This is a genomic window from Levilactobacillus angrenensis (genome assembly GCF_003946085.1).
GTDB classification, from domain to species: Bacteria; Bacillota; Bacilli; order Lactobacillales; family Lactobacillaceae; genus Levilactobacillus; species Levilactobacillus angrenensis.
On the sequence record NZ_RHOB01000012.1, the window covers coordinates 1 to 12,881 of the forward strand.

8 protein-coding genes are annotated in these 12,881 nt (G+C 48.5%); 6 read left to right on the top strand and 2 right to left on the bottom strand.

Translation table 11 applies throughout. From position 1 onward, the window contains the following. Positions 1-119: 119 nt before the first annotated feature. A complete protein-coding gene (locus EKM83_RS08365) occupies positions 120-392 on the top strand; it encodes a DeoR/GlpR family DNA-binding transcription regulator (protein WP_125576378.1) in 273 nt (90 codons plus the stop codon). Beyond that, positions 385-1,041, top strand: a complete 657-nt coding sequence (locus tag EKM83_RS08370; protein ID WP_125576380.1) for an HAD family hydrolase — start codon at positions 385-387, stop codon at positions 1,039-1,041. Before EKM83_RS08365 ends, EKM83_RS08370 begins: the two co-directional genes overlap by 8 nt. An 85-nt stretch (positions 1,042-1,126) precedes the next feature. Here EKM83_RS08370 and EKM83_RS08375 read toward each other — a convergent pair whose 3' ends face one another. Continuing rightward, positions 1,127-1,897 (bottom strand): C40 family peptidase, encoded by a 771-nt coding sequence (locus EKM83_RS08375; RefSeq protein ID WP_125576382.1) that lies wholly within the window; start codon positions 1,895-1,897, stop codon positions 1,127-1,129. A 427-nt stretch (positions 1,898-2,324) separates the two neighbouring features. Here EKM83_RS08375 and EKM83_RS08380 point away from each other — a divergent pair, with 427 nt between their 5' ends. Further along, the gene (locus tag EKM83_RS08380) at positions 2,325-3,035 is read left to right on the top strand and encodes an MIP/aquaporin family protein (protein ID WP_125576384.1); all 711 of its coding nucleotides are present in this window, start codon (positions 2,325-2,327) and stop codon (positions 3,033-3,035) included. Positions 3,036-3,687: 652 nt separating this feature from the next. Here the strand turns inward: EKM83_RS08380 and EKM83_RS08385 are convergent. Next, on the bottom strand, positions 3,688-4,398 hold the full coding sequence (locus tag EKM83_RS08385; protein ID WP_125576386.1) for a TatD family hydrolase: 711 nt from the start codon (positions 4,396-4,398) through the stop codon (positions 3,688-3,690). A gap of 387 nt (positions 4,399-4,785) precedes the next feature. Here EKM83_RS08385 and EKM83_RS08390 point away from each other — a divergent pair, with 387 nt between their 5' ends. The 3 genes from EKM83_RS08390 (at position 4,786) to EKM83_RS08400 (ending at position 12,831) form a co-directional block, all read left to right on the top strand. Continuing rightward, positions 4,786-6,954, top strand: coding sequence for a MucBP domain-containing protein (locus EKM83_RS08390; protein WP_125576388.1), 2,169 nt, complete (start codon positions 4,786-4,788; stop codon positions 6,952-6,954). A 360-nt stretch (positions 6,955-7,314) separates the two neighbouring features. Beyond that, on the top strand, positions 7,315-9,828 hold the full coding sequence (locus EKM83_RS08395; protein ID WP_164505630.1) for a MucBP domain-containing protein: 2,514 nt from the start codon (positions 7,315-7,317) through the stop codon (positions 9,826-9,828). 438 nt (positions 9,829-10,266) lie between these two features. Beyond that, positions 10,267-12,831 (top strand): MucBP domain-containing protein, encoded by a 2,565-nt coding sequence (locus tag EKM83_RS08400; RefSeq protein ID WP_164505631.1) that lies wholly within the window; start codon positions 10,267-10,269, stop codon positions 12,829-12,831. Positions 12,832-12,881: the final 50 nt, after the last annotated feature.

The following is a 12,881-nucleotide window of genomic DNA, read 5'->3' on the forward strand; positions in this document are numbered from 1 at the left end:
GCAGCGATAATTTCTGTGGTAAGTTCATTCATGGGGAATGCCTCCTGTGATGTTTTCTGTGGTTACTAAATATCATAAGGGAAGGCATTCCCTATTTCTATACAATTTAGAAATCTTTTGTGCGTTTACACAAGATATTTTACGCTCTCGGTATTTTCTATGCTTATCAAGAGGATGTCGCCTTTAAACAGCAGTTACGGGCTCAATCACAAAAAATGGCTCTGGTAGTTGATCACACGCGGTTGGGTGTGGCACATAATTATCGGGCGCTACGCTTGGACCAAATTGATTACCTGATTACAGATGGGCCGGTGCCAACGGAAATTATGACAGCACTCCAAGCATCACAGGTAACGATTAAAATGACAACGGAGGAGATTGATCATGATTAAGACGTATATTTTTGATTTCAACGGCACCATGATTTTTGACGCTGAACTCCAGAAGCAAGCTTGGCAACAGGTCTTGAAACGGGCCTTTCACCATCAGCTGACGGAGGCCGAATTTCAAGCGCACGTTGCTGGACGAAATAATCAGCATACCTTTAGTTACTTTGCGTCCACTCCGTTGAATGCAGCCGAGATTACACAGTTGTCAATGGAAAAGGAGGCCTTATACCGACAGATTTGTTTGACACGGCCGGATAAATTTCGACTGGTTCCTGGACTTAGCAACTTTTTGACTAATTGTATTGCTGTTAATCATCAAGTTAATATCGCGACCGCGTCTGAAGCCGGTAACGTTGACTTCTTCTTTGAGCAGTTGGGGTTGGCAAGGTGGTTTGACCGAGATTGTGTGGTGGTGAATGATGGTCAGCTGCCAGGGAAACCAGCGCCAGACATGTTCCTGGCAGCAATTAAACAAGTTGGTGGTCAAGCTGCAACTGCAGTAGTCTTTGAAGATTCACCATCAGGATTATTGGCTGCCAATCGTGCTGGTGTGGCCGCCACAATTCAAGTGGTTGACCCAGCAGAAAATACACCAGCTGTGGACTCGACAATTACCGTGACGCAAGTGATTCAGAATTATCGGGAGCTGTAAGAGATCGTTTAGAAAAAATCACAACAAGGATTCATAAAAATGGCAAAAAAGGTTAGGACCGCGGCCCTAACCTTAGCGTTTACGTTTAGCTTAATGTAGCGGGCCGTGAATAGCCGACCGTGTGCCACCAGGAAACGTTGGTGGCTTCATTGATGACCCCGCGGAGTTGCGCGTCGATCATCTTGTTGTTGCCCTTGTAGATTCCCACGTGGCTGATGTTGTTCTTGCTGGTCCCAAAGAAGATCAGGTCGCCAGCCTTGGCGTTAGCCGCACTAACGTGGGTGTAGGTGTCATACTGCGACTGTGCGGTCCGGGGGAGCGTTTGACCAAGCGCCTTGCTGTAGACGTACTTGGTGAAGCCGGAGCAGTCAAATGAGCTGGGACCGTTGGCACCGTAAACGTATGGCTTACCTAATTGCGCCTTGGCCACCTTGTAGAGGTCACTGTAAGACCCAGTGCCGGTCGTTGCCGCGCTGGTGTGCGCGTAGTTTTTCTTTTGTAAATAACCGTGCCAGATCCACCCAGAAGCCGTTTTCCGGCCGTTAGTCACGTAGTAGTATAAATACTTCACGCCGTTCTTCTTGATGATGTAGCGCTTCTTAGTGGCGTGCCAGGTGGTGTTGGGGTAGTTCTTTAGGTAGTGGGTCTTCTTGCCGAAGGTCATGTTGCTGGCAGTCCCACCTAAGTTATAAGTCCAGCCAGTCGCGCTCTTACGCGTGTAGGCGGTGTCAGTCATGTTGCTGGTGCTGACAATGGTGTTGGTCGCATTGGCCTGAGCGGTGGTGCCTTGGCTCAGTACAGGTACTAGCGCGGCAGCAAAGGCCACGGCGAAACTAATTTTTTGTAGTGTCTTCATGTGGTTATCCATCCCTCGTATGTAATCGTTAAATGCGCTTGCTTGCTACAGTTACTAAGATAACCGTTGGGCGTTACAGAACGATTACGCTAGAAAATCATTGCGATTACCGTTCTGTGGTCGGTCGTAATATTACAAGGGTTGGATGGATTGCGCGTAGTGGCGATCCCATACGGCGACTAGTTCTCCTAGTGGTCCAATCGTTAAAAAAGTTCAGGTGAACCATCAAGCAGATGATTGACCCGAGTTGACCCCAGTTAGACGTTAGTTGCGATAACAAACTTTGACAGAATTACGCCTAATTTCTCATATTAAAATCATAATCTGTAACCGTTATCATTTCAGTATCTACAATCATTACAGAATGTGATAGACTATGACTAGCTCTTATTTAATCCATTACATATTTAAGAGGACGGTGTTTTACATGAGTGGTTTTATCGGTGAATTTTTTGGAACTCTGATTCTGATTCTGCTAGGGGTCGGGACCATGGCGAGTGTTAACTTGAACAAAGCGTATGCCAAAGGGGCCAACTGGACCTACGTCTGCGTGGCCTGGGGAATGGCAGTCACGATGGGTGTTTACGTGGCTGGTCTGCTCGGGTCACAGGGGCATTTGAACCCAGCTGTGACGATTGGGTTTGCGGTGTTTGGCTACTTCCCGTGGGCCGACGTCGTTCCCTATTTGCTGGGACAATTCTTAGGCGCCTTCGTCGGGGCAGCTCTGGTTGTTATCCATTATTATCCTCATTTTCAAGCATCACCTGACGAAGCGAACGGCAATCATGTGGGCATTTTCGCCACGAAACCAGCCGTTAAGAACCCGGTCTTTAATTTCCTCTCTGAAACGATTGCCACTTGGGCTTTCGTCTTCATTCTCCTGAACCTGGGCAATTTTACTGCCGGGTTGAAACCCTTCATCGTCGGCATGGTCATCATGGTCGTCGGGATGGGCTTAGGGTCGACCACTGGTTTCGCCCTGAACCCCGCCCGTGACTGGGGGCCACGCTTGGCGTACACCATTTTGCCAATCCCCCACAAGGGCGGCGCTGAATGGAACTACGCTTGGGTCCCAATGGTGGGGCCGCTGGTTGGGGGCATCTTAGCTGCCGGCCTGCAATTCTGGATTACCTACTAATTTTAAAATCTTAATGGATGGATTGAGAGCTAAAAACCGCGTGTGCTGAGACTGAGCACGCGCGGTTTTTGTTAACTTCTAGGGGGTGGCATTAACCCGTTGATTCCCGAAATAACACTGTTCTGTCGGCTAAAATTAGCGAGACCAGGGGCCTGCGTCAGCCAGAGATTCCGCCCGCTATGGGGGACACCGCCAGCCTGAGAAGCGGGCTTCCGGCTTGCTTGGAAGTCTGACAAAGCCAGTCAGTCTACAGCGCCAACACAGCTGGTGTCATCTCTGGCTGCCTCCGGCGGGTTGGTGATTGTCTGCAGCATTGCGTCAGCTAAGCGTCTGTTGCCAAATCAGTGTTATCCAGGGCTAAACCGGCTGTTACTGGCACGTATGATTATAGCCGAGAGTCCGCCAAATATGGGTTCAGCCGTGGGAGTTTTCTTAGCGGCACGGTTCATGCCGCTTAGACAACTGGCGTCTTTGAGACGTGACTTGCGGCTCAAAGCGAGGCGTCGAGACCGCACTTTGGCTGGACCCGTCCGCCCCAGCGTTCCAACCCATATTTGGCGGACGGTAGGCGGCCAGTACGACCTACGAAGCTAGACACGACTATTCTTAGCACTACGGGTTACCTGGTGATAATGGTTCTAGCCAGTTTAGATTAGCTCAAAAAACGCTGTAAATTCTGATAGACTTGCGCTTCCAGCTCGACCGGTGCGATGCCGCGGAGATTGGCGACGATGCGTAGGCTTTGCCGCAGGATGTCTGGGTACTCGCTGATTTGCACGGGCCGGTGTTGCGCCCACGCGACGGCGGACAGTCCGTCCGTTTCGATCAGCAGGCGGTTCAACGGAATAGTCTTGGCTAGTTGGGTGACCGCGGGATCGGTCAACACGTCCGGACCAATCGTGAAGTAGCAATCCAGTCGGATGTAGTCGGCTTGGTACTCAGGTGAGGCGTACCAGTGGACCAGGTAGCGGTTGGGGTATTTGCGAATGGCGGTCAGCACCGCGCGCTCACAACCCTTGGTGTGCAAGATGACCGGCTTGCGATGGTCGTGGGCAAAATGCAGCTGTGCCTCAAATAACCGGGATTGGTCGAGTAAATTGACGTCGGTCCACACACTGTCCATGCCGATTTCCCCGACGATTGACGTGGCCTCGAGGTAAGGCGTGACTGCCGCCCAGCGCAGATCAGACGCCTCCCACGGATGGATGCCAAAGCTCAAGGGCTGGTATGTGCCCACGAGTGTCCGATTGGTTTCCCACTCGGCAGGCGACTGACAATTGATAATGGCTAAAATGTGTTCGTCACGCTGCAACGCCGCTAATTCAGCGCTGCCATCCAAGTGACAATGAGCATCGGCTAACATGACGACCGCCTCCTTTGGTCTGATTCAGGGCTAGTGTAGCATGTTCTGACAAAGAGACCTAGCGAACCGCTGGGTTAACGCGGCGAACTTACCAAGAAAAAATGGTAACGACTTAGAAAATCTGGGAGATACCTAATTTAGAAAAATATTCATCCAAAATATAAAAAGTGCTGAAATTACTTCCCAAACTAAAACACGATTTTCGCCTGGTTAGTGGCGACTTAATTGACGTAACGAATGAATAAGTTAGTTATATTATTAGTTGCACACAATCATAATTGGTGCCTAAACTAGTTATGGTGTATACTTAATTTAACGATTAATCAACTTGTTCAATGATGACAGTTGTGACACCCTAAGCGCAATCCCGATAAAGGAGGAAATATCGTGTTCAATTCAGTTGAGAGTAAGCGGCATTATAAGATGTATAAAAAAGGGAAGCACTGGCTGTTTGCCGGGATTCTGACGGTAGCGCTGGCTAGTGGGGGCGGGGTCGTTGCGACTGCGGATACCACTGATTCAGATCAGGCGGCACCAGCAGCCGAGAACGCCCAGGAAGCACCGACGAATCAGCCCGACGTGGTCAACGACCCTGAAGTGCAGTTGACCAAACCGGAACAACCAGCGGAAGCTCCCGCGGTGGCTGACGAAGAGCCGGTTGACAATACGGCAGAGGGCACACCATCAGAAGAAGCGGCCCCAGAAGAAGCGGCTTCAGAAGATAAGGTGGCTGATGCAAAGGAACCGACAACACCAGCGCCGGAGCTTGAAATCGAGCCGGAATCAGCTACGCCGGCTAAGCCAGCAGCTGCTAGTCCCAAGCGACTGGCAAAATATCAGGCACCAGCACCTCAGAAACCGGCAGCCCCAGCCGCGGTAACGGCCGATACACCGGTAACGCCAGTCGTCGACAATTTTATTGATGAATGGTTGCCGAACCAAACGTTACAGAATGAAGTGTTGCGGCAGTTACAAGGACTGAGCACGCAAGCCGCCAACGACCGTCACTGGGACAGCGTGGCTGACATTACGCAAGACGACATGGCGTTGCTCACCAATCTATCGGTTTCTGGTGGAGGGAGTTTCCCCGACACCTACATTGATGGGAAAAAGTCATTCTCGCTGAAAGGGCTAGAGTACGCCGTTAACTTGACCAAAATTCATTTCTCAGCATCGCAAAACACGTCGACGATGGTCTTCGGTGACATCACGGATATTAGTCCGTTGGCGGGATTGAAGAAACTGGAAGACGTGGATCTGTCAGGGAACCGTATCAGTGATCTCACGCCGCTGGCCGGTCTGACAAACATTAAGGACCTCGACCTGACCTATAACCAGATTACGGACTTCTCCGTGTTGGCGGGGCGGAAATTTGATCAACTGAGCACCAAGTGGCAGTACATCATCTTGCCTAAGATTCGGGTCAACAGTCGGACGCGGACGGCAGACATTTCGCAACTGTACGTGAATAGTGACGGGCAGGTAGTTACTTGGAGCTCGGGGAATAGCTTTACGATGCCATATCAGGTTGTCGATAATGGGCACAGTGTTCAGAAACTTTTCTACCGCGGAATGAACGGAGCGCCGAAGAAAAATACGGATGGTAGTTTGACGTTTACTGGTATCTACGACCAGGAACCGGGGCCAACAACCACCAGTTCGAATTATACTGTGGACCCCCAAGATGATAAGTATTTCCTGATTGGCCAACTCAGTGAAAATAATGGAAGGATTGTTTTGGCCGCGATTTTCCAACCCTATGAAATCGCCGACGAAGCCGCAACCGTGACCGCCCACTATCAAGATGAGGCGGGGAAGACTTTGCGTGAAGATGAGGTGTTGCCGATGGGTCTAGTGGGCGATAGTTATCAGACGCAGGCTAAGGAAATTGCTGGCTATACGCTAACGGCGCTGCCAGAAAACGCTGAGGGACTTTATGGTACAGAGCCGATTGAAGTCTATTACGTTTATCAAAAGACGGCAACGGTCGAGCCGCCAGTGGTGACGCCGGCCGCTGAAATCAAGGTGACGGTTCATTATCAACTGGCGGACGGAACAGCGGTAGCGGACGACACGACGTTTACCGGGAAAACAGGCGAGGCCTATTCAACGACGCCACTGGATTTGAGCGGTCAAGGCTTGAAGCTGGTTGGCACGCCGGCTAACGCGAATGGTACGTTGGGAAACGCTGACGTGACCGTCGTTTATGTCTACGCAAATGCGGATACGGATACTGACGAAGTGGATACCGGCACGATGCCGGATAAGGTGACTCCGGATGTGCCGGATGCCACTGATAACGATGAGCTTAAAAAGGCTGGGCTGGGAGCACAGATTACGGCCGAACGCTCACAGCAACGGAAACAAGCAGACGCGATTGCCCAGCCAACCCAGGTCCGGGCCAAAACGGCAACTCGCCAGGAAGCTCGTCCCACACCGACCCAAGCAGTTCTGCCACAGACGAATGAAAACCAGTCTACCGCTAAAATGGGCTGGATCATCCTGGGAACGTTATTGGGCGGTCTGGGATTAGGACTCTTGCGGAAACCACACTAAGCTTTCAAACGGAGCTCGTTTAGTTGAAAAACTAAGCGAGTTCTTTTCTACACATTTTTATATCTGTAACATAACTATTTTCCCGCGATTTTCGGCTAATCTTGTGAAATGGTTAAAACGTATTACCTGCTATCAGTACTGATTTAGCGGCACTTGAATCACTATATAGATATGGATATATGTTAATCGAATTAACACAAAAATAGCCAAACTGTTTTATATATCGTCTGGATTTTTAACCAAAAAGACGTTATAATGCATTTGTAAAGGGCCTACACCGTTTGCAATGGTAATAGGACGAATAAACTCGTAATTATGCGGAGAAAAACTTTAATAACATGTTTTAGAGGGGTGTTATTTATGTTTAACGGGATGAATACGAAGGAACATTATAAGATGTACAAGAAAGGTAAGGCTTGGGTCTTTGCCAGCATTGTCACGGCCACGTTGGCACTGGGAGTCGCCGGGGGACAGACAGCCCAGGCGGATACCACTGATACTGCGGATTCTGGCCAGGAGAGTACTTCAAGCCAGAGTGCTACACCAGCTAAGGAAGTTACGTTGACACAAAAGACTGCGGAGAAGACTACTGAAACTACGACAGCATCTGACGCCATGAAGACTAGCGAAGAGGCTAACACGGAGAAGGATACGCCGGATGCTGCTAAGCCGAGTGATCCAGTAACACCGGCCACGACGCCAACGACGCCAGTAACGTCAAAGACGCCGACTACTCCAGAAACACCAGCCGTCACGACACCGGTGACCAAGACGGACAAGACAGTCAAAGATGTAACCGATACCACAAAGAAATCAGTAGTGAAAGTCACCACGGCTGTGACGCCTGACATGCGGATCAAGGCGCCAACCCGTACGAAGATGATGCACACTGCACGAGCGATGGCACCAGCTACGCCGACTACCCAGGCCCCAACAGTCACACCAGCTGTGAACGCTGCAACACCAGTGACGGAAGCGGATGAGTCGATTGACCAGTGGATGCCGAATAAGATTTTGCAGAAGATGGTTTTGGATACGTTTAAATTAGCAAACACATCCTCGAATCCAGAGATTGCGGCATCTGGAAAGACTTGGAATAGCGTTAATGATATTACTAAGGAAGATATGTTGTTACTGAACAAGTTGGATATTCAGGCTAGAGGAACCACTTATATTGATGGTAAGACGTCATTCTCGTTGGAAGGCTTACAGTACGCGACTAATTTGACTTATTTGGATCTTGCAAATAGCCAAGACTGGGCGCCGCATTCGATGCGAGGAGACATCACCGATTTAAGTCCACTTAAGGGGTTAACTAAATTAACTTGGCTACAGTTTACTGGAAATCGAGTTTCAGATATTACACCGATTACGGGATTAAAGAATATTACTTCTTTGACTATGAATTTAAACAACGTTGCAGATTTTTCATCCATGAATCCCAATCAATATACAGACGGTTATTCGATTGGAGAACAGTTTGTTGAGAACAAAGTGGTTTATATTCCTAAGACGGGAACCTATACCATGATTAATCCAGTCAAAGCACCTCAAGGAAGTGAGTTTACTTCATCGGTACCGGGCACTGCTTTTGCACTTCCAATTACCTCAGTTACTTACAGTGATCCTACGCCTACGGTACGTATCCTTTGGAATGGTGCAACTTCAGCAAGCGTAAACGGCGACCATATTACCTACAGTGGTATTCGCAATCAGATCTTACCAGGTCAGACCTATAATCCAATAGCAGAACAATTTCCGAACTTGATCCAGGAGGACTACACGTACTTCTTGAACGCATCGTTCAATGATAGCAATGATGGTATTGTTATCTTGTTGGTAACACCATATATTCAGGCAGATGAAGCTCAAAATGTCACTGTTAATTACGTAGATGAGGCAGGAAATACATTAGCTGATTCAGACACGTTAACTGGTTTAGTTGGTGAAAGCTACACCGCTGCCCCTAAGGAATTTAAGGGCTACACACTAACCGCCACCCCAGCCAACGCCACTGGGACCTTCTCTGACAAAGCTCAAACGGTCACCTTCGTCTACAAGGAAGCTACGTCTACGGTGACGGTCCACTATCAAGACGAGCAAGGTGCAACGATTAAGCCTGATGATGTTCAAACGGGTAAGGTTGGTGACGCCTACACGATTGACCACCCAGCCATTTCCGGTTACACCTACAAGGAAACGGTTGGGGAGGCCGCGGGTGACTATGCCGAAACGCCAACTGAAGTGACCTTCATTTACACCAAGGACAGCACCGTCACACCACCAACCAATCCAGAACAAACGATTACGGTCACGGTCCACTATCAAACGGCCGATGGCACGCAGGTCGCACCGGACGTGGTCATCACTGGAAAGACCGGGGATGCCTACACGACTAGTCCAGCGACAAATGTTTTGGACGGCTATGAACTGGTTTCCACACCGGCTAATGCCACTGGGACCATGGGTGACAGCGACATCACGGTGACCTATCTGTATACCAACACGGGTGACGGTGATCAGGTTGACCCCGAACCAGAGAAGCCAACTAAACCAACCAAACCAACCAAGCCAGCGACTGATCCAGATATGGTCACGCCAACGAAGCCAACTACACCGGCTAACCAGCGACCAGCTCAAGGCGGCCAAGCTGACCAAGTGACGACCGGCCAACAGACGCCGGCCAAGGGCGGCGCGGCCGCAACGGTTGACTTAGCGGCTAAACCAGATGCGAAGACGGCCAATCAGCCAGCTACCAGCGCCAAGACCACGCTGCCACAGACCGATGAACAATCGAGTTCACCACTGTGGGGTTTGGCGTTACTGGGGAGCTTGCTAGGACTTGTTGGATTTAAGCGGTGGAAGAAAAACTAATTATGGTGATTGAATAATGTCTCAGCTAGAAATAGCTGGGGCATTATTTATTTTTGGTGGTTGTTGCCTTTGCTGGTGGTAGGGTTGGTTATTAATTTAGACAACTGAATCAAGAAATAAACGGCTCTTACGGTACAAATATCCAAGAGTGTAACATTACGAAATCATACATTAATAGAACTTTAATCTATAAATATCGATAATGTGTTATTGGATAGAACAGCTATAATCAGCGGATTTCAGATTGAATCAATGAAAACAAGTCTATCTTATTAAATAAAAAATATCGTATCTAGTTTATACTTTAACTGGATTTTTGATGTGAGTGGCACTATAATGATTTTGTATAGGGCATACACCGTTTGGATGAATCACCAACTAGGTAAAAGCGTAATTGTGCGAATAGTAAGAACAACGACATTTAGTAGGGGGTTACTCATGTTTAACAGGGTGAACACGAAGAAACGCTACGAGAAGGGGAAAATCTGGGCTTTTGCAGGTGTGGCGACAGCAACATTGGCCTGGGGAGTTGCCTGGGAATCGACGGCTTGCGCGGCCACTACTGATGCAGGCCCTAATCAAGAGAATGTCTCAGGACAAATTGCCAAGGCGGCTACGTTATCGCCTACACCAGTTTCTGAAGACGGAGAGCAATCGGCAGGTGACGTCGTTTCTACGCGCGCTAGTGAGGATGAAAAGGAAGATGAAGGTAGCCACAGAGAAAAGAATGCCGCTACCGGTACATCGATCAATCTGGAAGATTCGCCGGTAGCTGTCGCAAATGAGCCGTTGCCCAAGATGACAAGCAATAGAGCCACTAAGGTTACCACAGCTGTGACGCCTGACATGTCGATCAGATCGCCTGAACAGGCTAGCACAAGACGAACCGCGCGGATGACGACGTCGACCTCATCGACGCCGCAGCAGCCAGTATCGACTCCAGCTGTGCCCGTTGCGACGCCTGTAACTGAGGAGACTGAGTCAATTGATCAGTGGATGCCAGACAAAAATTTACAGCAGGTTGTGTTGTATCGCCTTAAAAGTGATTACAATATCTCTTCTGTTAATCAGATTACCAAGAAAATGCTATCCACACTGGTTGTCTTTTTTAGTGAACCAAAGTATGAGCAGAAAAATGAGGCCTATCACAATGCGATTATAGGTATTCAATCACTGAAGGGCCTAGAATATGCGACAAACTTGGAAAAATTTGCCGTTTATCCAGATGTGGGGGCTTCGCTTGATTGGAATGGTAGTCCTGTTGTTTACGGAAAAATGCATGATATTAGTGCCTTGGCAAATCTGAAAAAATTGATTAGCGTGAGAGTTGAGACGAGTAATGTTAGTGATATTTCTGCACTAAAGAATTTAAAACTAAAAACAGTTTCGTTATCTCGCAATCACCTCTATGATATTTCGGCATTACAAAATTCAATTGATACGCTAGACACATCTACAACCATGGCGTCTCAGCAAATTAATATGCCAGCGGTCGTATTGAATTCGAATACTTATACTTTGCCATCGTTTGTGATTAATGCCCGGGGACAAAACGTCCCGATTACCCCCCAAAATACAGCAGGCAATGAGGGTACTAAGCTTGACTCGCAGACAGTTGTGTGGCAGTTGAATGCTAGTCAGGGTAATTTGTTTATGAATTGGAACGACGCCTATTTGGGTAAGGGGGGATATCCATTTGATGGTAGAATCGTTGTTCCATACAAAATAGATAATACGGTTGGCAATGTAAATGTTACTTTTAAAAATAAGGCAGGGTTAACTTTAGCACCGCAAGTAACATTAGCTGGGCCTCTCGGGGATTCATTTGATTTGAGCAAGTCTACTGATGTCGTAATGTCTGCTCAACGAATTGAGCAGAATGGTTATTCATATATTGGAACTGAAAATAATGCATTAATCACAGGGTCTTATACTAAGAATCCTACTAATGTTACGTTACTTTTTGATGTAATTGATATGAAAGATGTTAATACGACGTTTAACTTTTTTGATGAGACTGGCAATAAGATTGCGAAGTCTAAAACAGTAAAGGGTAAGAGTGGACAAGGCTGGCAGTTCACGGTTCCTGATTTAACTGGTTATACATTTACCAGGGCTGAAAATGACGGTGAAAATTTACCTGTGATTGACAGGAAACTGTCCGGAACCTTCGCAACAGATTCTGTAATCAATCTGGTTTATGCAGTGAGTGATGAGACAGCAACGATTCGTTATGTGTATGCGGATGGTAGCGAAGCGGCTCCTAGCAGGAAAGTAACCGGCAAATATGGAAGTACGATTGTATTTCCCAAATCACCGGTCATCAGCGGATACCTAGCCAGCAAATTAGCACCATCCAATTTTAGCGGTGGAGATGAAGCCAATACCTTTACGGTTACTTACACCAAAGACAACACCATCGCCCCGCCGGTAACGCCCACTCAGAGTATCACCGTCACGGTTCATTACCAAACGACTGATGGTACGCAGGTCGCGCCCGACGTGGTTATCACTGGGAAGACTGGGGATGCCTATACGACCAGTCCAGCGGCCACCGTTCCGGAAAGCTACGAGCTAGTCGCCACGCCAGCCAATGCCACAGGGACCATGGGCGATAGCGATATCACCGTGACTTACCTTTACGCTAAGACTGAAACTGATGGGGGTAGCAATCAGGTTGCTCCCGAACCGGACAAGCCCACGACGCCAAGCAAGCCGACGAAACCAACGGCTAAGCCAGGTAAGGTGACGTCAACCACACCGGATCCAGGCAATCAGTCTGACCGGGTAACTGGTCAACAGACACCAGCCAAGGGCGGTGCGGCCGCAACGGTTGACTTAGCGGCTAAACCAGGTGCGAAGGTGGCCAACCAGGTCGATGATAATGCCAAGACCACGTTGCCACAGACCGATGAACAATCAACTTCACCGTTGTGGGGCCTGGCATTATTGGGTTCCTTACTGGGACTGGTTGGTCTCAAGAAGAGAAAAAGTGAACACTAATTTTTATTGAAAAGAGGAGCTGACGAATTGTCGGCTCTTTTTAGTTACAA

What these genes read in the sequence shown, in the direction of transcription:
- EKM83_RS08400 (WP_164505631.1), top strand. Translation starts at nt 10,267, where the DNA reads ATGTTTAACAGGGTGAACACGAAGAAACGCTACGAGAAGGGGAAAATC.
- EKM83_RS08385 (WP_125576386.1), bottom strand. Translation starts at nt 4,398, where the DNA reads ATGTTAGCCGATGCTCATTGTCACTTGGATGGCAGCGCTGAATTAGCG.
- EKM83_RS08380 (WP_125576384.1), top strand. Translation starts at nt 2,325, where the DNA reads ATGAGTGGTTTTATCGGTGAATTTTTTGGAACTCTGATTCTGATTCTG.
- EKM83_RS08375 (WP_125576382.1), bottom strand. Translation starts at nt 1,897, where the DNA reads ATGAAGACACTACAAAAAATTAGTTTCGCCGTGGCCTTTGCTGCCGCG.
- EKM83_RS08370 (WP_125576380.1), top strand. Translation starts at nt 385, where the DNA reads ATGATTAAGACGTATATTTTTGATTTCAACGGCACCATGATTTTTGAC.
- EKM83_RS08395 (WP_164505630.1), top strand. Translation starts at nt 7,315, where the DNA reads ATGTTTAACGGGATGAATACGAAGGAACATTATAAGATGTACAAGAAA.